Annotated in this window: 25 protein-coding genes and 1 tRNA gene; 5 read left to right on the top strand and 21 right to left on the bottom strand. The window is 48.3% G+C overall.

Annotation, left to right across the window (positions count from 1 at the left end):
- Positions 1 to 83: 83 nt before the first annotated feature.
- From ACQY2K_RS01740 to ACQY2K_RS01800, 13 genes are all read right to left on the bottom strand, one after another.
- Positions 84 to 713 carry a hypothetical protein gene (locus tag ACQY2K_RS01740; RefSeq protein WP_428038094.1) on the bottom strand — a complete coding sequence of 210 codons (630 nt, stop codon included), beginning with the start codon at positions 711 to 713 and terminating at the stop codon, positions 84 to 86.
- A gap of 18 nt (positions 714 to 731) precedes the next feature.
- Positions 732 to 802: transfer RNA gene (locus ACQY2K_RS01745), tRNA-Gly, on the bottom strand.
- A gap of 51 nt (positions 803 to 853) precedes the next feature.
- Entirely contained in the window at positions 854 to 2,383 is a 1,530-nt protein-coding gene (locus ACQY2K_RS01750; RefSeq protein ID WP_428040511.1) for an HD domain-containing protein, read from the bottom strand.
- Complete coding sequence (locus tag ACQY2K_RS01755) at positions 2,361 to 3,986, bottom strand: class I adenylate-forming enzyme family protein (protein WP_428040512.1); 1,626 nt, start codon at positions 3,984 to 3,986, stop codon at positions 2,361 to 2,363. Before ACQY2K_RS01755 ends, ACQY2K_RS01750 begins: the two co-directional genes overlap by 23 nt.
- A gap of 46 nt (positions 3,987 to 4,032) precedes the next feature.
- The gene (locus tag ACQY2K_RS01760) at positions 4,033 to 4,908 is read right to left on the bottom strand and encodes an ABC transporter permease subunit (RefSeq protein ID WP_177748841.1); all 876 of its coding nucleotides are present in this window, start codon (positions 4,906 to 4,908) and stop codon (positions 4,033 to 4,035) included.
- Position 4,909: 1 nt separating this feature from the next.
- Positions 4,910 to 5,935, bottom strand: coding sequence for an ABC transporter permease (locus tag ACQY2K_RS01765; protein ID WP_428040513.1), 1,026 nt, complete (start codon positions 5,933 to 5,935; stop codon positions 4,910 to 4,912).
- A gap of 12 nt (positions 5,936 to 5,947) precedes the next feature.
- Positions 5,948 to 7,093, bottom strand: a complete 1,146-nt coding sequence (locus tag ACQY2K_RS01770; RefSeq protein ID WP_428040514.1) for a M20/M25/M40 family metallo-hydrolase — start codon at positions 7,091 to 7,093, stop codon at positions 5,948 to 5,950.
- 8 nt (positions 7,094 to 7,101) lie between these two features.
- Positions 7,102 to 8,082 (bottom strand): oligopeptide/dipeptide ABC transporter ATP-binding protein, encoded by a 981-nt coding sequence (locus ACQY2K_RS01775; protein ID WP_428040515.1) that lies wholly within the window; start codon positions 8,080 to 8,082, stop codon positions 7,102 to 7,104.
- Entirely contained in the window at positions 8,079 to 9,056 is a 978-nt protein-coding gene (locus ACQY2K_RS01780) for an ABC transporter ATP-binding protein (RefSeq protein WP_428040516.1), read from the bottom strand. Before ACQY2K_RS01780 ends, ACQY2K_RS01775 begins: the two co-directional genes overlap by 4 nt.
- Positions 9,057 to 9,095: 39 nt before the next feature.
- Positions 9,096 to 9,962, bottom strand: coding sequence for a VIT1/CCC1 transporter family protein (locus ACQY2K_RS01785; protein ID WP_428040517.1), 867 nt, complete (start codon positions 9,960 to 9,962; stop codon positions 9,096 to 9,098).
- 26 nt (positions 9,963 to 9,988) lie between these two features.
- Positions 9,989 to 11,449: a M20/M25/M40 family metallo-hydrolase gene (locus tag ACQY2K_RS01790; RefSeq protein ID WP_428040518.1), complete on the bottom strand. Its 1,461-nt coding sequence runs from the start codon at positions 11,447 to 11,449 to the stop codon at positions 9,989 to 9,991.
- A complete protein-coding gene (locus tag ACQY2K_RS01795) occupies positions 11,446 to 11,889 on the bottom strand; it encodes a DUF192 domain-containing protein (protein WP_428040519.1) in 444 nt (147 codons plus the stop codon). The genes ACQY2K_RS01790 and ACQY2K_RS01795 overlap by 4 nt, the downstream gene beginning before the upstream one ends.
- A 338-nt stretch (positions 11,890 to 12,227) precedes the next feature.
- The gene (locus ACQY2K_RS01800) at positions 12,228 to 12,815 is read right to left on the bottom strand and encodes a type IV pilin protein (RefSeq protein WP_428040520.1); all 588 of its coding nucleotides are present in this window, start codon (positions 12,813 to 12,815) and stop codon (positions 12,228 to 12,230) included.
- A gap of 399 nt (positions 12,816 to 13,214) precedes the next feature.
- Here ACQY2K_RS01800 and metK point away from each other — a divergent pair, with 399 nt between their 5' ends.
- The 3 genes from metK to ACQY2K_RS01815 are packed head-to-tail and all read left to right on the top strand — an operon-like array spanning position 13,215 to position 15,414.
- Positions 13,215 to 14,375, top strand: coding sequence for a methionine adenosyltransferase (gene metK / locus ACQY2K_RS01805; protein ID WP_428039967.1), 1,161 nt, complete (start codon positions 13,215 to 13,217; stop codon positions 14,373 to 14,375).
- Positions 14,376 to 14,424: 49 nt separating this feature from the next.
- On the top strand, positions 14,425 to 14,874 hold the full coding sequence (locus tag ACQY2K_RS01810) for a C-GCAxxG-C-C family protein (protein WP_428040521.1): 450 nt from the start codon (positions 14,425 to 14,427) through the stop codon (positions 14,872 to 14,874).
- A complete protein-coding gene (locus ACQY2K_RS01815; RefSeq protein ID WP_428040522.1) occupies positions 14,875 to 15,414 on the top strand; it encodes a DJ-1/PfpI family protein in 540 nt (179 codons plus the stop codon).
- A gap of 50 nt (positions 15,415 to 15,464) precedes the next feature.
- Here ACQY2K_RS01815 and ACQY2K_RS01820 read toward each other — a convergent pair whose 3' ends face one another.
- From ACQY2K_RS01820 to ACQY2K_RS01850, 7 genes are all read right to left on the bottom strand, one after another.
- The gene (locus ACQY2K_RS01820; protein ID WP_177746239.1) at positions 15,465 to 15,785 is read right to left on the bottom strand and encodes a cupin domain-containing protein; all 321 of its coding nucleotides are present in this window, start codon (positions 15,783 to 15,785) and stop codon (positions 15,465 to 15,467) included.
- A gap of 118 nt (positions 15,786 to 15,903) precedes the next feature.
- Positions 15,904 to 16,671, bottom strand: a complete 768-nt coding sequence (locus tag ACQY2K_RS01825; protein WP_428040523.1) for a hypothetical protein — start codon at positions 16,669 to 16,671, stop codon at positions 15,904 to 15,906.
- A 29-nt stretch (positions 16,672 to 16,700) separates the two neighbouring features.
- Positions 16,701 to 17,042, bottom strand: coding sequence for a DUF192 domain-containing protein (locus tag ACQY2K_RS01830; RefSeq protein WP_428040524.1), 342 nt, complete (start codon positions 17,040 to 17,042; stop codon positions 16,701 to 16,703).
- On the bottom strand, positions 17,039 to 17,494 hold the full coding sequence (locus ACQY2K_RS01835) for a hypothetical protein (RefSeq protein WP_428040525.1): 456 nt from the start codon (positions 17,492 to 17,494) through the stop codon (positions 17,039 to 17,041). Before ACQY2K_RS01835 ends, ACQY2K_RS01830 begins: the two co-directional genes overlap by 4 nt.
- Positions 17,494 to 18,060 carry an elongation factor P gene (efp, locus tag ACQY2K_RS01840; protein WP_177746246.1) on the bottom strand — a complete coding sequence of 189 codons (567 nt, stop codon included), beginning with the start codon at positions 18,058 to 18,060 and terminating at the stop codon, positions 17,494 to 17,496. Before efp ends, ACQY2K_RS01835 begins: the two co-directional genes overlap by 1 nt.
- Positions 18,061 to 18,095: 35 nt before the next feature.
- A complete protein-coding gene (locus ACQY2K_RS01845; protein WP_428040526.1) occupies positions 18,096 to 19,160 on the bottom strand; it encodes a M24 family metallopeptidase in 1,065 nt (354 codons plus the stop codon).
- 1 nt (position 19,161) lies between these two features.
- A complete protein-coding gene (locus tag ACQY2K_RS01850; RefSeq protein WP_428040527.1) occupies positions 19,162 to 20,220 on the bottom strand; it encodes a M24 family metallopeptidase in 1,059 nt (352 codons plus the stop codon).
- A 130-nt stretch (positions 20,221 to 20,350) separates the two neighbouring features.
- Here ACQY2K_RS01850 and ACQY2K_RS01855 point away from each other — a divergent pair, with 130 nt between their 5' ends.
- Positions 20,351 to 21,967, top strand: coding sequence for a hypothetical protein (locus ACQY2K_RS01855; RefSeq protein ID WP_428040528.1), 1,617 nt, complete (start codon positions 20,351 to 20,353; stop codon positions 21,965 to 21,967).
- An 86-nt stretch (positions 21,968 to 22,053) separates the two neighbouring features.
- Here the strand turns inward: ACQY2K_RS01855 and ACQY2K_RS01860 are convergent, their stop codons facing one another.
- Positions 22,054 to 23,832: a DUF2207 domain-containing protein gene (locus ACQY2K_RS01860; protein WP_428040529.1), complete on the bottom strand. Its 1,779-nt coding sequence runs from the start codon at positions 23,830 to 23,832 to the stop codon at positions 22,054 to 22,056.
- A gap of 65 nt (positions 23,833 to 23,897) precedes the next feature.
- Between ACQY2K_RS01860 and dacB the strand changes: the two genes are divergently transcribed.
- Entirely contained in the window at positions 23,898 to 25,352 is a 1,455-nt protein-coding gene (gene dacB, locus ACQY2K_RS01865; protein ID WP_428040530.1) for a D-alanyl-D-alanine carboxypeptidase/D-alanyl-D-alanine endopeptidase, read from the top strand.
- The last annotated feature ends 153 nt before the right edge of the window (positions 25,353 to 25,505 follow it).

Consider the following 25,505-nt stretch of genomic DNA (forward strand, 5'->3'; position numbering starts at 1 on the left):
AGATAACAGACCAAATAAAGAATATTCCGACACAATAAAAAACCCCGCACACAAGGAGCGGGGTTTTCTCTTAAAAATTTATTTTATTTGACGATTAACAGCGAACGTCCGTCTTTTTCTTGGGAGTACGGGTCCAAGGTATTTTGCCCGTCCACCACATATAAGAATTTATAAGTACCGGGCGCAATAGAAAGGGTGGTTTCCCAATAGCCGTTGCGTTTTTTAAGTGCTTGGGGCTTAGCCATTGTAAAACCGCTTACAATCGCTACTTTGTTCCCCTCGCCATACCAACGGAACGTTACGCGGCGGTATTTGCTGCTTTTAGAAGGATTAACCGTTACGCTTTCTTTTGTTTCCTGCTTCGTTTCGGGCGCGGGAGCGGCTTTGGCGGGTTCGGCCTTCTTTTCTTCTTGCTCAATTACAGCCGTAACCGGGATTTCCACCGGAGCCGCCGCAGGGACTTTTTCCTCTACCGGTTTATTTTCTTCCACCAACACAGGTTCGCTCTCTTTGGGGAGTTCGGGCGTTTGCACGACTTCGGCCTGTTCGGCACGCGGAGCATTGGCAGGCGCGTCAAACACGCGCGCAGAAAAATGTTTGTAAACGAAATAACCGAAAACGCACAGAAAGATAATGTCTATAATAATCAGAAACAGCCATAAATCTTTATTTCCGGCAGGTTTTATGTCCAAATCTAAATTTTCGTTTTCCATAATGGTTCCTGATTAAAAAGCGGGCGAAGGGAATCGAACCCTCGTCTAAAGCTTGGGAAGCTTCCATTCTACCATTGAACCACGCCCGCATAGCGGAGTCCGCTTCTTTATTTTAGCAAATTTTAGGCGAACATACACAACTATTTAATATGTTGCGCCCGTAAATCTAATGTTTTAAGAAAATCAAGCGCATCTTGGCGGCTTGCTATTTTTCCTTCCACCTGGGCCACGGAAACGGCTTCCAAAATCTCACCGATTTTGGGGCTTGGCGGCAGGGATAACGCGTCCATTACGTCGCGCCCGGTAATCAGCCGCGTGGGCTGAACCTTTTTCGGTTGGTCAAAAAATTTGTGCAGCAGTAACGTCAGCACTTGCATATGCCGCAGGGTTTTACCCACATTAGCCGTTTGCTGGGCGCGGGCAATACTCATCAACCGTTCTCCGCTTTTGGGCATAATACGCCGCAACTGCGCATCCGTAACATAACTGGTATAATCGGCCCAGCACAATAGCAGCATTGGCACACCGGCTTCGCCCAAATCGCGGAAAAAATGATAGGCTCCTTTGTCGGTTATCACGTCGTTACTGGCCAGATTAGACGGGCGCAAATGCTCGCCAATCATCGCGCAAATCAGCCGGATATCGGCCCGGCTGTAATGCAACCGTTCCAATACGGTTTTGGCCATTTTGGCGCCCCGTTCTTCGTGATAGAAAAAGCGCAGGCGGTCCCCCACTTTTTTGGCAGTGGCGGGCTTTGCGATGTCGTGCAACAGAGCCGTCATTTTATAAAGCGCTTTATGCCGGGCAATCGGAGCCAGTTTGGCGGCGTATTTAGGGAAAGCCTTTTGCAAATGGTCTAACAAATATTCCATACGTTTAAACACATCTAACGTATGTTTCAATACTCCGCCCTTTCCGTAATAAACTTCGGCACAGGCACGCTGGGCTTCCAACTCCGGGAATAACGCGGTCAGCAGTCCGCACGAGTCCATTAAAAGCAAATTTTCATATGCCTTGGAGGTAGAAAACAAACGCTCCAATTCTTCGCGCACACGTTCGCCTGCGGGCTGATTGATAAGAGCGCGGTCTTTTTTAATTTGTGCCAGGGTGCGGGGCGAAATAGAAAAACCCAACTCCGCGGCAGAGCGGAACGCGCGCAACATACGCAAGGGATCCTCTTTAAATACGCGCGGATTGTTTTCATCAATCACTTTATCCGCCACCGCCTGCAAGCCGCCAACCACATCTACAATATTTTTGCGTTGCAAACGCTTTAAAATCACGCGGGCTGTGCCGTCCGGATGCGGGGTAATTTCTATTTGCGGCAAGGCAGAAACAGGGTATGCCAGCGCATTAAACGAAAAATCGCGGCGCAACAGATCCGCCTTTAAATCTTTGCCTTGATAGGCGGTCAAATCAATTTGAATTTTATCCTTATGCGTTACCAAACGCCACACACCAAATTCAGCATCCATTTCAAACGAGGCGGCCTTTAACCGGCGCGACAGTTCCAATGCCGCCGGCTTTACATCTTCGGGTGGCAACGCAATGTCCAAGTCGGAGGATTGGCGTTTTAATAAACTGCTGCGCACAATTCCCCCCACATAATGGGCCTGAGGAATTACCTCGTTTAAAATGCGGGCCAAATCAAGCAAGGGAGTCCTCCGCACTTGCCCCCGCTCCGCGCGCGGCCAATTTGGCTACGGCATCTTTGCGCAGTTCGCGTTTTAACACCTTGCGCAAAGCATTTTTGGGCAACGATTCCACAAATTCAAAATCACGCGGGCGTTTATAGTTATCCAAGTGTGTTTTTAAGAATTTTCTAAATTCGCCGTCGGAAAGTTCCGCCCCCTCTTTTTTGACGACATACACTTTAACAAATTCGCCGCCGCGCCCGTCCGGCACACCGATTACGGCGCACTCTTCCACCGCGGGATGTTCGCAAATAACGGCCTCCACCTGGGCCGAAAACACTTTCAACCCTTTGATGATAATCATATCTTTCTTGCGGTCTTTAATAAAGATAAACCCGTCATCATCTACCGTAACGATATCACCGGTTTTGAACCAACCATCCTCGGTGAACGCATCGTGCGTGGCTTTTTCGTTTCCCCAATAGCCGCGGAACACATTAGGCCCCTTTACGCACAGTTCGCCCTCTGCATTGCGCGGTACTTCTTTGCCGTCGTCGTCTAATACCAAGGTACTAACCGCCGGAATAGCCGGGCCTACGGATTTAATTTTTTGCAATTCCTCCGTGTTCACGCTGACGACCGGGCTTGTTTCGGTAAGGCCGTAACCTTCCAATATGGGTACACCGATTTTTTCTTCAAACCGGTCTTTGATTTCCTGCGTCAGCGGGGCCGCACCGGACACGCCAAAGCGCACGTTTTTAAACGGCCAAAAACGCAAGTAAAGACGTTTTAGACCCTTGGCTTCTTTGGAAAGCACCGCATAAATCTGCGGAACAGCCAAAATCAGGGTTACTTTTTCCGTTCCCATAGCCCCCAACCATTTACTGGCGGGCATTACGTTGGCTACAATAACCACCTTTAAATTAAGATACAGCGGAATTACCACGCAAGCCGTCCAGGCAAAGGAGTGAAACATCGGCAACAGACATAAAAAACAATCGTTATCGTTAATTTTAAAAATCTGCGCACACGAAATAACGTTAGAGGCCAAATTGCCGTGTGTGAGCATAGCCCCTTTGGGCAGCCCCGTGGTGCCGGAGGTGTAGAGGATAAAGGCCAAGTCTTCTAGGCCGGCTTGGGCGGAAGCGGTTTCGTCGTGGAAGGTAGATTTTTCAATTTCCTCCCAGAATTTTTGCACAATCGGGCACTCCGCCGCAGAGGACGGAATTTCATCCGTTGTGAAAATATATTTAACAGTCGGCAACTGGGGAAGGCACTTTACATAATGGCGGATAAATTCAGCCTGCGTTACGACCGCCTTGGCTTCCGCATTGTTTAAAATATATTCAATTTCCTCCGGTTTGGTAACCATAAAGTTCATTGGAATACATACTGCGCCCAACTTGTAAAGCCCAAAGTTGGCTACTACCGTATTAATAGAGTTGCGGTGCGCCACGGCCACGCGGTCGCCTTTGCGGATACCGTGTTCAAAAAACATATCGGCGGCGCGGTCCACCTGCATCAAGAGTTCGTGGTAGGACACCTTCTTGCCCGTACCGGCTTCCACTAATGCTATTTTATCCGGAAAGCGGAACGCACTATCAGCCAAAGCAGTGTATAAATCTTTACGGCGAATCATAAGCACCTCTTATATAATAATATCCCTTTTCTAAATTTTAGTAAAATTAAGCCTGGCGGGGGTCCAAAATATCCCTAAACGCATCTCCCAACAGGTTCCAACCCAATACAAATAAAAAAATGGCTCCGCCCGGTGCAACGACCGTGTACCAATAGGCAAACGGATGGCCGGGAGTGCCGAGCACCCAATTACGCGCCATAGCGATTAACTGCCCCCAATCTGCCGTACCCGGTTGGGCACCAAGTCCCAAGAAGGACAAGGAAGCCGCTGTCAGCACCACATAGCCGATATCCAGACTGGCTACCACAACCGACGGATAAATGGAATTCGGTAAAATGTGCCGCAAAAGGACCCTCGGCCCGCGCGCGCCCAAGGTTCGGGCGGCGGTTACATAGTCGCGCTGTTTGACGGATAATATATCCCCGCGCACGAGACGCGCGTAAGACGGCCACGCGACAGCCGTAAGGGCTATCATCATATGCTTGATATCTGGCCCCAACATAGCGGCAATTACCATAGCAAGCACCAGCGAGGGTACTGCAAAAACAACGTCCGTCAGGCGCATTAAAATTTCGTCCAATTTTCCGCCGAAATAGGCCGCGGCTCCGCCCACAAAAAGCCCTATTAAAAAGGCGAAAAAGGTTACGGTCAGCCCAATTTTAAACGCAAGGCGCGTTCCCCACACCACGCCGTAATACAAATCGTATTGCTGTTCGGTAGTACCGAACCAGTTTTGTGCAGACGGCGGCTGCGGCGCAATTTGGTAACTCTTTTGCGGCAGTTGGTAGGGGTTATTTTGATTTTGCACCGGAGCCAGCCAAGGTGCAAACAAAGCCACCAGCAGGAAAAACACCACGATTACCAAACCCAAAAGAGAGGTTTTGTTGGTATAAATACGTTTTAAAAGGCGCTCACTAATCATATTAATCCAAGCGGATACGCGGGTCCACCGCAGTATATAAAATATCCGAAAGTAAATTTCCCAGCACAAACAGCACCGCTACCATTAAAGAGAAACCCAATATACCCGCAATATCCAACTGTTGCGCGGCAATCACACCAAAGCGGCCAATGCCGGGATAATCAAAAATTGTTTCCACAATTACCGTTCCGCCAAGAAGACGGATAAACTGGATACTTGCCAAGGTAATCACTGGGATAATGGCATTTTTTCCGGCGTGCTTATAAACGATTTGCCATTTGGTAAGGCCCTTGGCGCGGGCGGTACGGACATAATCTTTATTTAATTCTTCCAACATACTGGAACGCATTACCCGCACCATTAAAGCAAACGAACCGATACATAACGTAACCGCCGGCAAAACCAAGTGGGATAATACGTCCCAAAACACACGAAAATTGCCGTTTAACAAGGAATCCGCCAGTAAAAAGCCTGTATAGGTTTTAAACATTGGGCTATGGATAATTACGTCCGTCTGGACGGAATATCCACCGGGAGCAAACCAGCCCAACTGCCCATAAAATACCATTAATAAAATAAGCCCCAGTACAAATATCGGCAACGAAAACCCTCCCACCGATATCAACCGCGCGACTATATCTTTCCACTCGTCCTTGTGTATGGCCGAACCGCACCCGAACCACACGCCAAAAAACACCACAAAAATAATGGTAACAAATGCCAGTTGTATAGTGGCTGGGAGATATTCTTTTATGGCTTTGGCTACGGGCATATTGGCACTGGGGCTATACCCCAAATCGCCGTGCGCTACATTTTTGAGCCACCGTCCGTACTGCTTAAATACATTATCGCGCAGGCCGTATTCGCGGATAACCTCTTCCAGCGCGCCCATTTGACGGGGGTCCTTCACATACAAAGAGGCACGCATTTCGGGGCTTAACCGCTGGGTTAAAAAGAACAACAAAAACGTTACCCCCAGTACCACCAGGGGCAACAACAAAAGCCGCCGAAAAATGTAATTCAACATAAGGTATCCTTTTTATTTTTTGTACGCAAGCACCGCGGACAAGGCTATTTCACACGCGGCAAAAAATTCCTTTAAGAGCAAACTTTCCTTTACCGTGTGGCAATCGCGGCAACCCACGCCCAAGTTCGGCAAAATAAACCCTTTGCCGCTTAAAATATTGGCATCACACCCGCCGCCGGAAGCCAACGGGCGGATTTTTACGCCCTGGGCTTTACCTGCTGCCAGTATGGCCTTGACCATTGGGTGCGTTTTGGGCACATTGACCGCCGGATAACGCGGCGTAACGGTAAATGTCAAAACGGGTTTATGCACTTTGCCGTTAATTTTTTTGGTATAGCGTTTGATGGCTTTTTCAAAGCAGGACTTCATATGTGCGGTCTGCTTTTCCAGTTTTCCATTCTGCAAACTGCGCGCTTCGCCTTTTAAATAAATATTCTCTGTTACGGCATTGGTTAAACTGCCGCCCTTGATAATGCCAAAGTTGGCGACGGTTTCTTTATCAATGCGGCCTAATTTCATAATAGATAAAGCATAGGCGGCTACTTCAATAGCGGAAATACCCTTTTCCGGGCAAACGCCTGCGTGTGCGCCAAGACCCTTGATTTCTACTTCAATCGTATTAACCGCCGGACCTTGGACTAAGAGTTCATTTACTTCCTCGTTATCCAAAATCAGCCCTTCGCGCCCTTTGATTTTTTTAACGTCTAAATTTTTGGCCCCCGCCATACCGTTTTCTTCCGTCAAGGTAAAAACAGCCTCTACGGGCGGGTGGGGCAACTTTTGCTCCTGCAAGGTTTTTAAAACTTCCAAAATAATAGCAATACCGGCCTTGTCGTCCGCACCCAAAACAGTAGTACCGTCCGAGGTAATTTTGTCTTTCTTCACCACGGGTTTAACGCCTTTGCCGGGCACAACCGTATCCATATGCGAACTAAGCACAATGGGAGCGCTTTTAATAGTTCCGGGGAAAAAACCAATCACATTTCCTTGTGCGGTGGTATTATATTTTTTCCCGGCGTTATCCACCTGTACTTTACAGCCCAAATCCTTTAATTTTGAAACCAACACTTCTTGGATATCTTTTTCAAAAAAGGATTCACTGTCAATTTTGGCAAGTTCTACAAAGGTTTCTACCAAGCGTTTTTGATTAATCGTCATAATATCTCCTATACGGCTGCTGAACTTTTTTTATCTTTAAACGGCAACACGCTACACGCACACGCGTGGCGCGGCAAAACTTCCTTTAAAGCGTTATCCCCTTGCCGGCAACTCTTATCAGCATAACGGCAGCGCGAGGCAAACGGACACGCCCAATCCGCACGCTCGGGGTGTTCTTCAAACGGCACGAAAGGCTTTTGCACCACCTCGGCCGACGGCACAGCCGAAAGCAGGGCTTCCGTGTACGGGTGCTGGGGGTTGGTAAACAACTCCTCCGCCGGGGCTTTTTCCACAATGCGCCCCTTGTACATTACGGCAATATCGTCGCACAGGAAGCGCGCCACAGCAAAATCGTGCGTTACAAAGAGCATAGAAAGGCGGCGGGTTTTTTTGATTTCTTTCAGTAAATTTAAAATTTGCGCCTGAACCGACACATCCAACGCGGAAACAGGCTCATCTGCCACTAAAATTTTAGGGTTTAAAGCCAAGGCGCGCGCAATGTTGATACGTTGGCGCTGTCCGCCGGAAAACTCGTGCGGGTAGCGCTCTAACTGGCTTTCGGAAAGGCCGACCGCCTTTAAGAGTTCGCTTAAAAAGGCCTTCCGTTCAGCGCGGTCCTTTTTTAATCCGTGTATATCCAACGGTTCGCTTAACAGTTGGCGCACGTTCATACGCGGGTCCAAACTGGAATACGGGTCCTGATAGACCACCTGCATTACGCGGCGGAGTTTTTTAAATTCACTCTTGGAAATTTTAACCACATCTTTCCCGTTGGCAAGAATAGTGCCCGCCGTTGGCTTTTCTATCCCTAAAAGAGTCTTGCAAAGCGTACTTTTCCCACAGCCAGATTCCCCCACCAAGCCTAAAACGTGGTCTTCTTCCAGCATTAAACTGACATCGTGCAAAACGGTTTTTTCCACATTTTTGCCGATAAAACGGCGGCGCGTGTAGGTTTTAAATAAATGTTCTATTACGACGGGCGCAGTCATTTATCCTCCAACTGCCAGCAACGTACTTGGCGGCCGTTTTTATTAAAAAGCGGCGGGCAGGTTTGGCGGCATTTTTCAAACGCGTGCGGACAGCGCGGCGCAAAAGGACAACCCATTATTTTTTCGCCTGGCACAGGCGGGTGGCCCTTGATAACAGGTAAAATGTCCGCTTTATTATGTACGGACGCCAAGGATTTTAATAATCCCTGCGTATAGGGATGAAGCGGATTTTTAAAAAGTTCAGCCGCAGGAGCATATTCCATACACTCTCCGGCATACAAAACAAGTACATCATCGGCAATTCCCGCCACCACCGCCAAATTATGCGTGATAAATACGGCGGACATTCCGCTTTCCTTCTGCAAATCTTTAATTAATTTTAAAATCTGGGCTTGAATCGTAACATCTAATGCGGTGGTAGGCTCGTCGGCGATTAACACATCCGGCGACAAGGCAAGAGCCATTGCAATCATCACGCGCTGGCACATTCCGCCTGAAAACTGGAACGGATATTCAGCAAGGCGTTTTTCCGGCTCGGCAATGCCTACTTTTTGGAGCAACCGGGCGGCCTGTAAGCGGGCCTCTTTCTTGGAAATTTTGCGGTGTGCCAAAATGGTTTCGGTCAGTTGTTCCCCCACCGTCAAAACGGGATTTAAACTGGCGGCAGGGTCTTGAAAAATCATAGAAATTTTATTTCCGCGGATTTGGCGCAGTTCCCCGCGTGATAGTGAGGCCAGGTTTTTGCCTCTGTATAAGATTTCCCCACCGCTGATGCGCGCTGCCGGTGGTAATAATTGCAAAACAGAAAGAGCGTGCACGGTTTTTCCGCTGCCCGACTCCCCCACCACGCCAAGAACTTTCCCTTTGGGCAAAGTGTACGAAAGGCCGCGCAGAACGGGAACTGTTTTTCCGTCTGAGGAAAATTCCAACTGCAAATTGCGTACTTCCAATACATTTTCGGCGGAATCTGTCATCTTTATTATTATACTAATTTAACACAGGCCTATAAGGCATTAGGCTTCTATTCCGGTAAAGGTTTTTAAAGCATAGCCGATTAAAAAACTGACCGCCGCCACGCCGAAACTTAAACAAGCCATTTCCACAAAGCGGTGTTTGAAACTTTCTCCGCGGGCCACTGCATAGTAAAACATAAACGCGGCAATTAACAAAAGGGCCAATAACAACATCAGCGCCAGCGCAATAAACACATTGGAAAAACACGCAAACGGCGCAATCAGCATTACTACCGTTACCACATAGGCTACCCCGGTGTAGAGCGCGGCCTTTAAGGGCTTTTTGCCTGATGATTTTTCGGTCTTAGAAGATAAATACTCGGAAGACGCCATAGACAACGCCGCCGCCACACCGGTAATCGCACCCGTCAGCGCAATCAACTTCGCGTTGGACAACGCCAAGGTAAAGCCGGCCAGCGCGCCTGTAAACTCTACTAGTGCATCAGACAAACCCAAAATAACAGAACTCATATATTTCAAGCGGTCCTCGTCCAACAGGGCAATAAGTTCGTTTTCCACAGAGGGGCCTTCGTCCGCCAGTTTAGCGATTTTGGGATAGTTGGTAAACGCACGGTACGCACCCGAAGCGTGATGCGGGGCCGCTTCCATTAATTTAATGGCAAACGTCAGCCCAAGCACGCGCGCAAGCAACACATAAAGCCAAATTTTAAAGCGGGACGGCTTGGCATTTACCCCCGTTTCGGTTTTAATGAGTTCGTGGTGTTCCCACTCGGCTTCGGCTATTTTTTTCAGTACAGAGCGGTTGTTGCCGTCTGTTTCCAGTTCGGCCAGGCGGCGGTAAATAAAATGCTCCGTTATTTCACTGCGGGAAAAAATTTCCAAGTCTTTTTTGTCTTGTTCTAACATAAGGCCTTCTTGTAAGTAAAATAAAATCACTCTGCGGTTTTTTCTACGGCGGGAGCCGGGGCGGTCTGCGGGGTAAGCGGCAATAAGTCCTTGCCGTAGGCGAAGTCAAACACGACACCCGCAATAAACTGCAACTGGTGGAAAAAATCTTTTTCGCTGATAAATTCGTCTGCCCCGTGCGCTGTATTTTCGGACAGCGGGTCCATATCCGGCCCCAAACCGTAGGTAATCACGCCCAATTTACGCAAAAACTCGTTATCACCCGAAGCGGGGCTCATACCGGGCACGGTAATAGAATCCGGCACCAGTTTTTTGGCGGTTTTTTCTATGGACGCAAACAACGGGTCTGTTCCGTCCATAGGGGTCGGGAACGGCAGTTGCGGGCGTTCCATAATTTCCAATGAAATAGGCTCATCAGGCGAAAATAATTTAGTCAGATTTTCAAAAAACTCATCCGGGTCCGAACCGGGCAACAGGCGGACGTTTAAAATGGCGGAAGCCTCACCGCTGGTGGAGCCGGTATCCTTGCTGGCGGATAAAACAGTTGGGTTCAGCGTATCTTTTAACTGCGTTCTAAAAAAGGGGTCTAATGCCATTACATCAGCGGCTGATTGGCGGTTTTGAAGGTTGCCGGACAGCAAAAAGCCGATAGTGGTTTGGGCATCTTCGTCCAAAAGCGGTTTAATGGCTTTAAAAAAAGTTCTGGCGGTGGGCGTTAATTTAGCGGGAGGATTGTAAGCCGCAATTTTAGCAAGTGCCTGAGACAAAAGATAAACCGCGTTATCATTTACGGGCATAGAGGAATGCACCCCCGTACCAAAAGCAGTAACCTTAATATCCATATACATTTTGGTTGAGGCTTCAGCAAATACAATATCCTTTCCGTCTTTATTTTTTATAATGCCGCCCCCCTCATTTAGTGCAAACCCGGGTTTAATTTTATCCCAATGCTCTCCGCCCAGCCACAACAGCCCGGTGGCACTGCCGGATTCCTCACCGGACGTAGCCAAAAAAATCAGGTCCCGCTCGGGCAAGGTCTTTTGGTCTTTTAACCAAGTAAAAAGTGCCAAATAAGCGGCTGTATAATTTTTGGCATCAGTAGCACCAAGCCCGTAAATCTTTCCGTTTTCCACGGTGGCTTTGAAAGGCGGGAAACTCCACCCCTCAGCCGCGGGGGCGGTATCTAAATGCGAAATGAGCAGCAAGGGTTTTTTAGCGGGGTCTTTCCCCTTAATGCGGGCCATTAGATTGGCGCGCCCTTGGCGCGGAATAAAAATATCCCAATCTATACCGTGTTTATTAAATTCTTTATAAATATAACGCGCGGCGGCCAGTTCGTCCGGCTCCGGCAGAGAAGTATCAATATTTAACAGATTGATTAAATGACGCTTGGCTTCGGCATTGAGGGGCGTCCAGTCAGGCATTTGTTGCGCGTGTCCGGCTAGTGAATAAAAGATAATCAGTAAGCAAAGCACAATGCGCTTCATTTTTTATCCGGCACAGTAAAGCCCAAAGGCGCTCCGGCGGTTACGCCGTGTTTGGCGGCGGTTTTGGAGGCCAGTTCCAACACATATTGTCCATAACCGAGGGAGTAGGCCACCTCGTCATCGGGCGTATAAGTATAGGAGTGAGGAACTTCCGGCTCTACGGAATTTACTTTTTTATCTGCGCCGATAAAAATAATATCCAAATCTATCAGCGTGTTCTTCATCCAAAAGGCCTGTTCTTCCTCTTGGTTAAAGACAAAGAGCATCCCTTTGTTTTCGGGCAAATCTTTTACAAACATCAGCCCCTTTTCTTGCTTTTGCGGGGTGTCCGCCACGAGGGCATTTACCACAAACCCGTCGGGCAGCGTTATGGAAACGGTTTGATATCCGCCGCACGCGGCAATGAACAAAGAAGCCAGTAACAAAAAGAATACTCTCATATATATAAGTGTAGCAAATTCCAATTTGTTTTTGTCGGTCTGCGCAGAGGATTTTTATACTTTTTGATAACCACGGAGCCGGGAACGCTCCGCGCCGGGTCCTTGCGGGCCGCCTGCTCCCCTCTGGGATAACACTCTTTCTAATTGTCATCCCGGGCGTGGACCCGGGATCCAGTCTGTTTATTAGAAAAACTCCTTATTTTATTTCTGGATTCCAGGTTCCCGCTTGTATGCGGGCCCTGGAATGACAATACAAAATAAACTTATGTATTTTCCCCCCATTAAAAACCGCCCTTTCCAAACAGCGGAAAGAGCGGCCTGAAACGAGTTTTACTAAATTACAGACCAGAACCAACAGCAGAAGGGACTGCACAAGAACCTGCGCCAAATGTTGCCATAGTGGAATCCGTTCCATCGCCAGTGGCTACGCTCGCATCACTGCAACATTCTTTCGTATAGGCATCAACACCGCAGAAGTCAGCACAGAGAGCCTTACCATTTGCATCCGTTCCTCTGCAAGAAGTACCATCATTAGCATAATAGCGGGACAAGACATAATTATACTGCAAACCGCCGCCGCCGTTTTGACGGGTGGAAACTACATTTCCGGTATTATAAGCATCAGCCGCAGACAATTGAATCTTAAAGCCATTACCCGAACTACCTTTTGTGTAGTAAAGAGAACCAGTAGCCCCTTTTGGAGAAACATCTAATCCCGTATAGGCGGTGGTATATTTATTGATTTGTAAATATTTGCGCTGTTGTGCAGAAGCAATATTACTCATCAAGGAAACGGCTTCGCTCATACGGGAGCGTTCCACCGCTTTGAAGTACTGCGGCATTGCCATTGCAGCCAAAATGCCCAAGATTAACACGACCACTAATAACTCAATGAGCGTGAAACCTTTGTTATTATTCTTAATCATTTTTCTTCTCCTTTTTCACTTTCTCTTGTGTACGGCCCGGTTTGGGCGACTGTAGGAGTTTTTATATAACCCTCCCCGGACCGTAATGGTACTGTATCAAAAAAAAACGAGTCAAGCCTTTTTTGGACCCAGACGGAAGAACTCTTTTATACGGGTCTTTTAGACCCGTTAACGGCCAATCAATAAACGACAAAGACAAACGACAGATTTCCGAACCCTGCGGGCCGCCAAACCCTCGGGGATGACGATTGCTTTTGCAATCTTCCCCAAACCCTGCGCGCCGACAACAAAATGTTTTCCCCCCAAAAAGCCACGGGAAACAGGCTTATCTCCACGCAGATTTTCCAAAGTGCTATAATATATTTAATACCCCTCAAATTTGTATCTAGGAGCCGTAGTATGATTAAACAAGGCAAATGTTATTTTACGTCTGAATCCGTTTCCAAGGGACATCCGGACAAGGTCTGCGACCAAATTTCTGATGCGATTTTAGATGAAATTTTAAAGAAAGACAAAACGGCCCGCGTCGCGTGCGAAACATATATTACGAGGGGACTTGTGATTGTCGGCGGCGAAATTACCACCCGCACTTGGGTAGATGTGGAACAAATTGCGCGCGACGTAATAAAAAATATCGGTTACGACGACGCCAAATACGGTTTTAACTACAAAACCTGCGCCGTAATTAACGTCATCGGCAAGCAATCGCCCGACATCAGCCAAGGGGTTGACGTAGGCGGTGCGGGAGACCAGGGCTTAATGGTGGGTTATGCCGTGGACGAAACGATGGAATATATGCCATTGTCTTTGGTGCTTTCGCACGAAATCTTAAAGAATTTGGAAAAAGCACGCCGAACGAAAATGCTCCCCTATTTAGGCCCGGATGCAAAAAGCCAGGTAACGGTGGAATATGTGGACGGCAAGCCCGTGCGCGTGGATACAGTAGTGGTTTCCACCCAACATACCGAAGATATTTTGGATAGAACAGGCAGTAAAATTACCGAAAAATCTAAAAAAGAAATTGAAGCCGCGGCCATTATTCCGGCTGTTAAAAAATGGATTGATAAAGATACTAAAATCTATATCAACCCGACAGGAAAATTTGTTATCGGCGGGCCCCAGTCCGACACCGGGCTTACCGGGCGTAAAATTATCGTGGATACCTACGGCGGCCGCTGTCCGCACGGAGGAGGAGCCTTCTCCGGCAAGGACCCGACCAAGGTGGACCGCTCCGCAGCATATATGGCGCGCTACATTGCCAAAAATATTGTAGCCGCTAAACTTGCCAAAGAATGCACGGTACAAATCGCGTACGCTATCGGACGCGATGAACCCGTCGGCTTTTATGTAGATACGGACGGCACAGGCGTTCTGCCCGACGAAAAACTGGCGCAAATTGCGCGCAAGATTTTCCCGATGACCCCGCGCGGCATTATTGAATATTTCAAACTACGCAATCCTATTTACCTGCAAACGGCATCTTTCGGACACTTTGGCCGCAAAGAATTGCCGTGGGAAAAGACGGATAAAGTAAGTGCCCTTCAAAAAGCGGCAAACTAATTTAAAGCCCCGTGCAAACGGGGCTGTTTTATCAGGAGGAATTTTTACAATGTTAAAATCTCGCGTACAAGAAGCCACCGCTCTCCACAAGCGCGGCTATAACTGCGCACAAGCGGTGGCTTGCACTTATTGCGGGCTGCTAAATATGAGCGAGGCTGATGCCCTGCGCGCGTTGGAAGCCTTTGGCGCCGGAATTGCGGCCAGCGGGGCCACCTGCGGGGCCTTGTGCGGCTTGCTCATACTAGCCGGACTAAAAAACAGCAACGGAAACCCGAACGACCGTTCGGGCCGCGGAAGCACCATAAAACTAGGACAACAACTTATGACCCGCTTTAAGGAGTGGAACGGCTCAACCGTCTGCCGCGAATTAAAAGGAATAGAATCGGGCAAGGTCTTGCGCAGTTGCCAAGGGTGTATTGCCGATGCGGCCAGACTGGCCGAAGAAATACTTTTTGACGGGGTTTTTGAACCATATGCCCCGCGCACGGAGGAAGAATAAATGAAAAAAGTTTGTATGATTTTAACAGACGGATTTGAAGAAATTGAAGCAGTAGGCACTTACGCTATTTTGCGCCGGGGCGGGCTGAGTGTGGATATTTATTCCTTGCTTGACCAAGATGCCACCGGACGATTTGGCCTTACCTGTACAAAATTGAATCTGTTTTCCCAACTAAATGCGGACGCCTATGCGGCCCTGGTTATTCCCGGCGGGCCGGAATACAAAGCCTTGGAAGCAAGCCCCGCCGTACAGGCTCTGATTAAAACTTTTATAGAAGCAGGCAAAGTAGTAGCCGCCATTTGTGCAGGCCCCACCTTACTGGGCCACGCAGGATATTTAAAAGGCAAAAATTATACTTGCTTTACCTCTATGAACGAGGACTTCGGCGGTATTTATCACGACGATTATGCCGTAACGGACGGAAATATTGTTACGGGCAAGAGCGCGGCCGCCACGATAGACTTTGCCTTTGCGGTGCTAGAAGCCGTCGCCGGGCAAGAAACCGCCAACAAAACCAAAAAGGAAATTTACTACAAGTAATTATAACTTGCCAGAGAAAAACCCCGCTTAAAAGCGGGGTTTTTTATATCTTAAAAAACAACGGTTAGCATCATTTTAAACTGTTCTTTGCCATACACCGCGTGCGGGTGGCGGGCCGGCATTAAAATTGCTTCCCCTGCCGACAGTTCGTGCTTTACGCCGTCTATGGTTACCTCGCCTTTGCCGTCCAGGCACAATACCAAGGCGTCGCCGCCCGATTCGTGCGTGCTGATTTCTTCGCCCTTATCAAAGGCAAACAGCGTAATGCTTACCGCGCCGTTTTGCACCAAGGTTTTGCTGACAATCTGCCCGGGCTGGTACGATACTTGGTCTTTAAGTTCTATGGCCGAAGCCACAGGAATATTCTTCATAAAAGTTCCCCCCTTGTGAATATATTACAAGAAAAAATAATTTTTGTTGACTACAAAAAAGGATTAAAAAAGGCGGCTCTCGCCACCCTATTTATAAAAAAATATTTTTTGGTTAAAACTAAAACCGCAAGGACAAGGACGCTTCCGCGCCTAAACCGTAATAGGCATAGTTAGCGGCCAAACTTAAATCCAAGTACGACGGCAATTTAAAGTTAAAACCCGCCGTAGCGCGCGCCGTGGCGGCGTGTTCGTGCGTGCCAATAAGTTCGGGGGCCAGCATAGCCTGGTTAATATTAAGCGTGGTATAATCTACCCCGCCGCCCACATACGGCACAAAATATTTAAACTTCATAGACAGCACCAAACTGGCATTATAATGCGCGGCAGAAAAATCACGCGCGCTCGCGCTATGGGCCGCTACCACCAACATAGGTTGAAAGGAGCCTAACATTTCGTTCGGGCGGGTAATCCCCCAGCGCAGACCGCCGCCGGCAATCGTCAAACCTTGGTAACTGCTCGCGCGGATAAACCCGTCAATACGAAACGGCATACCGATATCCGCCTGCAACCACGGGTATTCCACCGCTCCCACTTCGTCGCGGTCACCCAAGGCGGTATGCTGTTGGGTGGCACGATCCTCACCGTTACCTTTACTCATTTTAAAAACCATACTGGCACGGGGGCCGATTTGAAATCCCCCCCATCCCAAAATACGGCCCGTAGTATAAGTGCCCGAGCCGATAATGCCGCCCAAGTCCTTCGTAAAAGCACGGACATTTTGCTGGGTTACATTCGCGCCGAAATCGTCCCAAATATTGCGGGCAAACACGCCCGGAGCGCATAGAAACAACGCCGTCAAAACCAAAACCAGTTGCTTTACTTTCATTTGTAACCTCTATATAAAAATTAAAATCGTTATTTGATAAGCGCCACTTCGTCGCCGGATTTTACCCGCCCGGCAAGTGTGCCGCCCGCCAGTTCCAACGTATAGCGCGAACCGCGCACAAAACGGCTAAAACGCCACGGCTTCATTTGCTCCGCCACATACAACACGCGCCCGTTTTTATCAAAAAATACGGCATCTATCGCAAAGCGCATAAAGCAAGTGTGTATCTGCGGACAAGGGTCCAGCAAAAGCCCTTTGCCCAACGAAAGCCCCCGCCGGAACATCAAACCTTTTAGGCGGGTCCAATACGAATTTGCCATTTCTATTTCTTGCGCCAGCGTTTCGCCGGTGCGTTTTAATACGCACTTCATTTTTCTTCCTGTGCGCGGGCCGATAACAACTGTTCGGTACGCGCTCGTAATGTTTTATCCAAAAATACAAAATGCTCCGACGCAACTACGCCAAAACCTTCCTTATTTTGAAATATTAAAAAAGTAACCAGCCATTTTTCATCATAAGCCACCTCGGCAATCCACATACCGGGGCGAGTTTTGGCCGGGCGGAACCCGTGTATGGAAATTTCGCCTTTATCTGCCGTTTGTCGGCAAGAGGCCGGACACTTTTTTAACATCTCAAATGTATCTTTGGTAAGCACGCGGATATTGGCATATTTTCCGCGGGCAAGCGGCAGAACCGGTTTACCCTCTTGGCTAAGAGTAATATCTGCCACCTTAAACAAAGAACCGTACTGCAAGGTAAAAGCGCATAGCCCCGGATAGGACCACAAACACAGCCCCAACAGGACTATGCGCTTATAAAACATTAGGCCGCCACGCGTTCAACGTAGTTGCCGGTGCGGGTATCCACCAACACGGTATCGCCTTCGTTGATGAAAAGCGGCACTTTGATTACAGCGCCGGTTTCCAAGGTGGCTTCCTTGGTGGTGTTAGCGACGGTGTCGCCCTTTACACCAGGAACGGTGGAAGCAATTTTAAGCGGTACTTTAATCGGCAGTTCCACATTAAAAAGTTGGTTGTTAATATAAATGCCGATAGCATCCATATTATCTTTTAAATATTTGCTCAAATCGCCCAATTTTTTAAGGGGCACTTCAATTTGGTCGTAGGTTTCCGCGTTCATAAAGGTAGCCATATCGCCATTGGTGTACAAATATTGGAAGGGGCGTTTTTCAACTTCCACTTCTTTGAATTTGTCTTCGGGGCGGTAGGCCGTTTCAATCACGGACCCGGTGTGAATATTGCGCAATTTCACACGAACGACGGCGCGGGCCTGGCTTTTGCGGTGGTGCTGAAATTCAATAATTTCTACCAACTGACCGTTTTCGTCTTCAAAAATAAGACCTTCACGAAATTCTGTCGTACTAAGCATTTTTATTACCTCTTTTCGGGCCAAAGCCCAAGAATCTATTTGTGCGTCAATTTTTTGGAACCGTCCTTGGTAAGCAGATAACTGTCTTCCAAGCGGATACCCCAGCGCCCGTCAAAATAAATGCCGGGCTCCACGGTTACTACAAAGTTTTCCTCCAACTCATCCGGCGCGCCGGAGCGCAAAATCGGACGGTCGTGCACCACCAGGCCAATCGCGTGGCCCGTAGTGTGGAAAAATTCCTTCCCATACCCGGCGGCTTCTATTACGCTGCGGGCGGCGCGGTCAATATCTCCCGCGGCCACCCCGGGGCGCAAGGCTTTTACACCTGCCGTACGGGCTTTGTCCACAATGTTCCAAATCTTTTTGTATTCAGCCGGCTCTTTCTTGCCGTGCCACCAACTGCGCGTCATATCCGAGCAGTACCCTTCGTAAAAACAGCCGAAGTCCATTAACACGGGTTCCTCCGCCTTCAACTTGCGCGTTTTACTGGCGGTATGGTGGGCATCAGCCGTATTTTCGCCAAAACACACAATGTTAAAGGGTATAGAATCTGCCCCGCGGCTAATCATCGCCACCGCCATTAAAATCCGCACCTCATCTTCGGTCATACCGGTTTTAATCTGCGGAAAAACTTCGTCAAATGCTTGGGCGGCTATTTTGCAGGCTTTCTTTATGCGGGTGATTTCGTCATCATACTTTTTAAAGCGCATTTCGCCAATCAGCCCCTCGGCACGGCAAAGGCCGCTGTCCAAAAGTTTCTGCCCTGTCGCCAAGTCCACCAAGGCCGGATCAAAGGCTACGGTATTTAACCCGTGCTTTTTGATTTCGGCTAATGCTCCGTCCAGCATTCCGCCAAAAGGAACGATAACCGTTTTTAAAAATTTGGCGGCGGGAACCATTTTGCTGGCAATTAACTGTTTGGTTACGCACCAAGCCTTGTTGGGTGTAACCAAAAAGACGGCTTCCCCGGCGGAAAGTTCAATGCCGGACAAATAGCGTTGCTCCAACGGGTCAGCGGTTAAATAACCGTCCACCCCCGCCTGTTTGAGCACGCGGCGGAAATCGCACATCCGTTCTTGGGAAAAATCTTTGGCTGCCATATTATTTCTTCGTTAAAATTTCAGCGCCGGTTTTGGTTACTGCCACAGTATCTTCCAAGCGCACACCATATTTGCCCGGCAAATAAATGCCCGGTTCCACGGTTACAATATTTCCTTCTTTTAAAATAGCGTCAGAGTGTTGCGCGTTGTACGGTTCCTCGTGGATTTCCAACCCCACGCCGTGCCCCGTGCCGTGCGTAAAATACGGGCCGTATCCGGCGGCTTCAATTACCGCGCGGGAGGCTCCGTCCACCGCCTTGCACGCTATGCCGATGCCTACTTTTTGGATACCCGTTTTGCGGGCGGTATCGGTGATTTCCCAAATTTTCTTGTATTCGGCCGGCTCATTGTTGCCGTGCCACCAACTGCGCGTCATATCCGAGCAATAGCCCTTATACAAACAACCAAAATCAACCAAAACAGCGTCTTCTTCTTTGAGTTTTGTATCGCCGGTTTCGTGGTGCGGGTTGGCGGAGTTTGCGCCAAAGGCCACAATTGTATTAAACGAAGTGGAGGTGGCACCGTGCCCGCGCATAAATTTTTCCATTTCCGCGGCCACTTCGCACTCGGTCATACCCGTTTTTACGCGCGGCAAAATGTATTCATACGCCAAGTAAGCAATACGGTTGGATTCGCGCATTACTTTCAACTCTGCTTCATCCTTGGTTTTGCGCAGTTCGGTAATAAAACTGGGTTGTTGCACCAAACCGTTTTTTAACATTAACTCACCGTTTAAAAACGATTCCTTTTCCGCATCAAAACCTACATTTTTAAGCCCCAATTCTTTTACTTTCGCAACCGTAGCGGCCACACGGTTTTCCCCGCCGATAACTTCCATATACGGGGCAAACTTGCTAAACGGCTCCACATACAGTTCGCGCGTAAAACACACAATGCCTTTTGGATGAATTAAAAAAACAGATTCATTTGGGTAAAAGAAGAAATTGCTCAAATAAAATTGGTCTAAATTGTTGGTAACAACCAGGCCGTCCAAGTTGTTTTCTTGCATTAATTTTTTAAGTGCGGAAAAGCGGTCCGCCGTTACAATACTTTCAGCCATTATACATCCCTCCAAAACCTCTATACAGATATCATAACAATTTTACAGCCCGTTCACAATTATTAGTTTCCGCGCGCGTAGGAGAATATTGCGGTAAAACCGCGCCAGAATATAATATAATAATGGAAGTATGCCACAATATGCGTTTTTAAAAAAATTTCTGCTGGGCGCACTTTTAGCGTGCGTTCCGTTCGCGTTGCAGGCGGAGGTGTTTACGTCTAAGGACGGTGCGTTTACACTGGATATGCCTGCGGGTTGGAAACAGGTGCAAAACACGCCCGCCGCCACGGTTCTTTCCTTGCAAAAAGGCTCTTCCCGTTTGGATATTAAAAGTGTTCCCTGCACCACAGAAACCTGCATTGAACAAAAAATAAACGCGGATTTGGCCGATGTAAAAAGCAAAAAAATGAAAGTAGTAGAAAATTCCTACACCGGGGAAGAAATTAAACGCATTGAATTTTCCACCGGCGACCCGTTTTTTTACATCAGTTTTTTTACACCCAAAAATGATTTTAGCGCAGGCTATTTTTTGATTGACTCCAAGGCCTATTCCATTTTAGCCAAGGAACTTACTTATGCGGAAACGGACCTGGTGTTTTCGTTTATTTCCCCTGTTGAAAAGTCTGTGACAAAGCCCTTGGAAATAGATATAAAGGATCCCCGAGCCTACGACATTACGGCATTACCCGCCGTACACGAGGAAACATTAGAAGAAACTTTCGTCGCCCCGGTGGAGGAAACGGCCCCGCAAGAGCCTGCCCCCGTTAAGGCCAAAAAGCCGGAGGTCTCTTTCACTGCCAAACTCAAAAAGGTATTAATCTCTTTAAAAGGCAAAACGCTGTTATCTAAAAATATGCCGCCGTATGTGCGCCAATTGGGCCGCGGGTTTGACATATTAGCGGTATTGGGAGTTTTATTTATTTTTCTTCTTATAGGCAGCGGCTGCGTACGTCCGTTTCTGCGTAAAGGGGTTCATTTGCCCCCCGCCAACCCCAACTCACTTTACCCCATTTGGTTCAAACGCCTGTACGGTACGCCTTCGCTCATTTTCCGCGCAAAAGACAACCAAGGCAACACGCTTATTTCACTGTCCTCGCGGTGGGATAGTTTATTTTTATTCTCCGGGCTGGCCTTAATTGTGCTATCCTTTGCGGTGCTGGCTGTTGCCGGGCTGTGCGAACAAACGAACGTGCTTCCCGTTTCCAACTTTGTGTATAACACGATTTACTCGGCCTGCTCGCTCGTTATTCCGTTGGGCGGGATTGTGTTTTTTTGCGGGTTGGTATGGTCCCAGTTGGTCCTGCGCGAAATTACACTTTTTGACCGCAAGGGCCAAAAAGCCGCCATTATTTTGCAAAAAGGTTTCGGGCTGAAAAACGAGCGGTACGAGATTTATTTTGCCCGCTCCAAAGATGTACTGGTCGTTACCCGCAAGCGCTTTTCTTTCCGCCGGGATTGGCGGTTGTTTACGCGCGAAGGGGCAGCATTAGCACACTTGGCAGAGCCTAGCGCACTTAGAGCCCTTTTACGCAAACTGTTCGGGCATTTGTGGGGCGTCTTGCGTGCAGATTATGTGATAAACGGCGCGATGGATGCGCAAGGTTCCCTGCAAAATACACACACTCCGTTTGACAGTTTTGTCTGCAACATAGACAAACCGCAAGCCATTAACGCGCGTGATTTATTAGCGGTTTCCCTGCTGATAAACATCCGCGACCGCGATAAATGGTATCCGTGGTTTAACTGATTTTAGTAACGTAAAAAACCCCGCTTACTGCGGGGTTTTTTAGAAATTTCCCATACCTGTTCATAAACCATAAACGGCCCTTTTTATTACCGTCCTCCTCCGCCACCGCCCCCACAACCGCCGCCGGAAAATCCGCCACCGCCAGAGCCGCTGCCGGACGAAGACATAGCCCCTCCCAGAGAGGACGACAACGCCCCCAATCCGCCCATATCGTGCAGATACAGCCCACGCGAGCGGACGGTCTTTTCAACCATTTCGGCAGATAAGGTGCGTTCAAAATAGGAAATCCATTTCTTTTCCACGCCCAGTGCATAGGCATAGGGTAAATAATCGCAAAATATTTTTTCCGCATCAGTCGGATTGGAGGCGGCCACTCTTCCCCCTTCACCGATTTTTAGATATTCTTTAAAGCCCTCTATTTGGTCCATTTTTTGCCGCCCCACACGCGTATAGGCTTTAATCCACCAAGTAAAAAAAGAGCCAGAAACACCCACAACCACCACACCTACAAGCACAGGGAAAGCCTCAATTTCCCGCAAAGCAGAAAAAAACATAGGCGCAACAAACAAGACAAAAACACCGGCATAAAGCATCATAAACCAGTTTTTTAAAGCAGCCAGCGGCACCCATATAGCCAACATCATAAAAAACGCAATCGGAAGCAACAAATCCATCCCGCCCAGGTCAAGCAACAAGTACGCAAAATATCCAAAAACCAAATAAGTAGGAATCGTCCACAGCAGATTTTCGGAAAAATACTGTACCTTTACCGCTTTTAATTTTTCTTGCAGTTCTTTTCCCGCTTTTACAAAGGTTCTCTGAAAGTCCTGGCTGATGGGCACAGATTTTTGTTTGCCGGGGAACAATGTGTTGAAAACAGCCGTTTCTTCTTCTGCCAAAACAGGCATTTCTTCCTGCGAAAATACCAAACGTTTCAGTGTATATTCACGCGCAAAAAAGTCCTTTTTTTCCTGTATTTTTATTACACCTTTCACCGCCAGACTGACCAGTACCACCGGGAACAAATTGTCCATTTTCCCATAGCGGTACACATACCCCACCTGCGCCGGGGAAAGCCCTTCGGGCGGCGTAAACTGCCGCAGCACGCGCGCCTGCGGGTCCCTGCCTACGCGGTTCCACGCCCATAAATAATATACCCAAAGCAAAACCAACAGCAAGCCCACTGCGCCCCAGCCATACGGGTCCAGTAAAATATCCTTCCACGTTTTGACGGGAGACATAATAAGCCCCTTGGCAAACGGCACCGCCACGGTAAAACCATTATAAGGCGGCAAAGGGCGGGTCGTCCAAAAGGAAAGGTTTTCAAAGTTCCCCGTTGCCTCATTTTTCCGGCTGCCATAAGCACCTGTATATAGGGAAATGCGGTCCTCGTCCACCTGTGCGCCTGGGGGTAAGTGGAGCGAAAACGCCGCCGTCTCTATGGGAAAGTTCCACCCGTTCCCGGTCACGTTCCAATAAAATTCGTCATACCCGTCAAAAAAGCGAATCACATTAGCCATAGAATAAACCAAGCGGTAGGTATGCGGGCCGGGCGCAATATAATTATCATCACCAAAATTTATGCGCAGGTTTTTATCCGCACGCTCGGTGAAATACGGGTGCGGTACTCCGTCCATTGTCAAAGATTCTATTTGTACGGGATTTTTGCGTGAAGAAGGCAACTCGCGGTAGATGCCGCGGCGGATTTGGCGGTGTTCCGCCACGACGGAAATTTCTTCCTCTATCCGCACGGTGGCATTGGTATTTACCCAAGCCGTAGAGTTAAAGCGCGTAATCCGCTCATCCGCCCAAGCGCTCACGCCAAATAAAAACACAGCAAACAAAAGGATTATTTTATTTTTCATTTTTTTATTGTAGCAATTTTTCAACCCTGCGCAGACGGGCTAATTTTGATATCCTATATTAAGATATGAAATATTTTTACTTACTTATTTTTCTCTTTTTCCCGCTTTTCTCCGGCGCGCAAAATTTGCAAACTTATGTGCAGGCGAGATTGCAACACCCTGTTTTGAACGGGGCTTGGTGGGGTGGTTACGCCGCCTATGACAATGCGGAAATTTTTTCCGTTCAGGCAGATGCCCGCTTTACTCCGGCCTCTACCTTAAAACTTTTAACTACCGCCGCCGCCTTGGAAATGCTGGGGCCGCACCACCGCTTTCAAACAAGATTATATGCACAACATAGGCCTGATGAGCGCGGGATATTGAACGGAAACCTGTATCTGCAAGGCGGCGCCGACCCCACCTTGGGCTCCACCCGCGTAACCGGTGGAGAAACGTGGCAAGATGTGGCCGCCCGTTGGGCGCGCGCCGTCAAACGGGCAGGTATCACGCGTGTGGAAGGCAGCATTATCGCTGACGAATCCGCCTTTGAAGGGCCGTCTATTCCCAACAAAGTCAACTGGGAAAATATCGGCAATTATTATGCCGCACCCGCCAGTCCGCTGTGCTTTAACGACAATTCTTTTGAAATCCACTTTAAACCACAGCCCCGCGCGGATAAACCCGCCGAAGTGCAAAAAACGGTTCCGCAAGTGCCGGGCCTCACCCTAAAAAGTTTTGTAACTACCGACGGCAAAACCAAAAAAGACAATGCCTATGCTTACGGCGCCCCCAACCAGTACGAAATGGAACTCTACGGCACAATTCCTACTAATTTTATGGGATTTTCCATTAAAGCGGCCTTACCCAATCCGGCGCAGTTTGCGGCCGAAGCCTTGCACAATGCCTTGCGTGCCGAAGGTATAGCCGTTGGCGGACGGCCGTCTGCCACGCAAACCGGCCCAGATTATACCCAAATGCAATTGCTGGACACCTACGAATCACCCGAATTGAAAGACATTGTGATTATTGTAAACAAGCGGAGTTTTAACCTGTATGCCGAAATGCTTTTGCGAAATTTAGCCTTACACGCCGGGAAAAAAGGCAGCGTGCAAAACGGATTAAACGAACTGTATGCGTTCCTCAAAAAGAATCATTTAGCGGACGAAAAAACGGCGGTTTTGTATGACGGGAGCGGCCTGTCGCGCGATAATATGCTCACGCCGAGGACGCTGGTAAACACGCTTTTATTTATGGCAAAAAGCCCCAATTTCCCCTATTATTATAATTCATTAGCAACGCCGGACGACCGCGGAGATTTACTTCTTTTGCGCCGTTTTTTAAAACCGAAAAAGAAGGTGCAGGAAGTGCGTGTAAAAGGAGGCACGATTGACGGAGTAAAAGCCTTGGCGGGTTATACGCACGATAAGGACGGCCGTATAATCGCTTTTGCATTAATGGCCAACAATTTGGCCTCCAAGGACGAAGCTCTTTTTCGTATTCACGAGGATATTATTAAGCATTTACTCGCACTGCCGGAGTAAACTAAAAACAATCGCCCTTTTTGAAACTAATGATTGTTCCGGTTTCCCATAAGCACTACAACCCGCCAACATAACTATTTTACTTATAAAAATTGCCGTCCCTGCGCCTTTTACAACAGAGCAAGGACGGCAATTTTTAGTTTTTCCGCAAAA

Source organism: Candidatus Avelusimicrobium fimicolum (genome assembly GCF_021632165.1).
GTDB lineage: Bacteria > Elusimicrobiota > Elusimicrobia > Elusimicrobiales > Elusimicrobiaceae > Avelusimicrobium > Avelusimicrobium fimicola.

Excerpts from the sequence above, each read along its gene's own strand:
- ACQY2K_RS01740 (WP_428038094.1), bottom strand. The coding sequence starts at position 713 with ATGGAAAACGAAAATTTAGATTTGGACATAAAACCTGCCGGAAATAAA.
- ACQY2K_RS01755 (WP_428040512.1), bottom strand. The coding sequence starts at position 3,986 with ATGATTCGCCGTAAAGATTTATACACTGCTTTGGCTGATAGTGCGTTC.
- ACQY2K_RS01760 (WP_177748841.1), bottom strand. The coding sequence starts at position 4,908 with ATGATTAGTGAGCGCCTTTTAAAACGTATTTATACCAACAAAACCTCT.
- ACQY2K_RS01765 (WP_428040513.1), bottom strand. The coding sequence starts at position 5,935 with ATGTTGAATTACATTTTTCGGCGGCTTTTGTTGTTGCCCCTGGTGGTA.
- ACQY2K_RS01770 (WP_428040514.1), bottom strand. The coding sequence starts at position 7,093 with ATGACGATTAATCAAAAACGCTTGGTAGAAACCTTTGTAGAACTTGCC.
- ACQY2K_RS01775 (WP_428040515.1), bottom strand. The coding sequence starts at position 8,082 with ATGACTGCGCCCGTCGTAATAGAACATTTATTTAAAACCTACACGCGC.
- ACQY2K_RS01780 (WP_428040516.1), bottom strand. The coding sequence starts at position 9,056 with ATGACAGATTCCGCCGAAAATGTATTGGAAGTACGCAATTTGCAGTTG.
- ACQY2K_RS01785 (WP_428040517.1), bottom strand. The coding sequence starts at position 9,962 with ATGTTAGAACAAGACAAAAAAGACTTGGAAATTTTTTCCCGCAGTGAA.
- ACQY2K_RS01790 (WP_428040518.1), bottom strand. The coding sequence starts at position 11,449 with ATGAAGCGCATTGTGCTTTGCTTACTGATTATCTTTTATTCACTAGCC.
- ACQY2K_RS01795 (WP_428040519.1), bottom strand. The coding sequence starts at position 11,889 with ATGAGAGTATTCTTTTTGTTACTGGCTTCTTTGTTCATTGCCGCGTGC.
- ACQY2K_RS01800 (WP_428040520.1), bottom strand. The coding sequence starts at position 12,815 with ATGATTAAGAATAATAACAAAGGTTTCACGCTCATTGAGTTATTAGTG.
- metK (WP_428039967.1), top strand. The coding sequence starts at position 13,215 with ATGATTAAACAAGGCAAATGTTATTTTACGTCTGAATCCGTTTCCAAG.
- ACQY2K_RS01810 (WP_428040521.1), top strand. The coding sequence starts at position 14,425 with ATGTTAAAATCTCGCGTACAAGAAGCCACCGCTCTCCACAAGCGCGGC.
- ACQY2K_RS01815 (WP_428040522.1), top strand. The coding sequence starts at position 14,875 with ATGAAAAAAGTTTGTATGATTTTAACAGACGGATTTGAAGAAATTGAA.
- ACQY2K_RS01820 (WP_177746239.1), bottom strand. The coding sequence starts at position 15,785 with ATGAAGAATATTCCTGTGGCTTCGGCCATAGAACTTAAAGACCAAGTA.
- ACQY2K_RS01825 (WP_428040523.1), bottom strand. The coding sequence starts at position 16,671 with ATGAAAGTAAAGCAACTGGTTTTGGTTTTGACGGCGTTGTTTCTATGC.
- ACQY2K_RS01830 (WP_428040524.1), bottom strand. The coding sequence starts at position 17,042 with ATGAAGTGCGTATTAAAACGCACCGGCGAAACGCTGGCGCAAGAAATA.
- ACQY2K_RS01835 (WP_428040525.1), bottom strand. The coding sequence starts at position 17,494 with ATGTTTTATAAGCGCATAGTCCTGTTGGGGCTGTGTTTGTGGTCCTAT.
- efp (WP_177746246.1), bottom strand. The coding sequence starts at position 18,060 with ATGCTTAGTACGACAGAATTTCGTGAAGGTCTTATTTTTGAAGACGAA.
- ACQY2K_RS01845 (WP_428040526.1), bottom strand. The coding sequence starts at position 19,160 with ATGGCAGCCAAAGATTTTTCCCAAGAACGGATGTGCGATTTCCGCCGC.
- ACQY2K_RS01850 (WP_428040527.1), bottom strand. The coding sequence starts at position 20,220 with ATGGCTGAAAGTATTGTAACGGCGGACCGCTTTTCCGCACTTAAAAAA.
- ACQY2K_RS01855 (WP_428040528.1), top strand. The coding sequence starts at position 20,351 with ATGCCACAATATGCGTTTTTAAAAAAATTTCTGCTGGGCGCACTTTTA.
- ACQY2K_RS01860 (WP_428040529.1), bottom strand. The coding sequence starts at position 23,832 with ATGAAAAATAAAATAATCCTTTTGTTTGCTGTGTTTTTATTTGGCGTG.
- dacB (WP_428040530.1), top strand. The coding sequence starts at position 23,898 with ATGAAATATTTTTACTTACTTATTTTTCTCTTTTTCCCGCTTTTCTCC.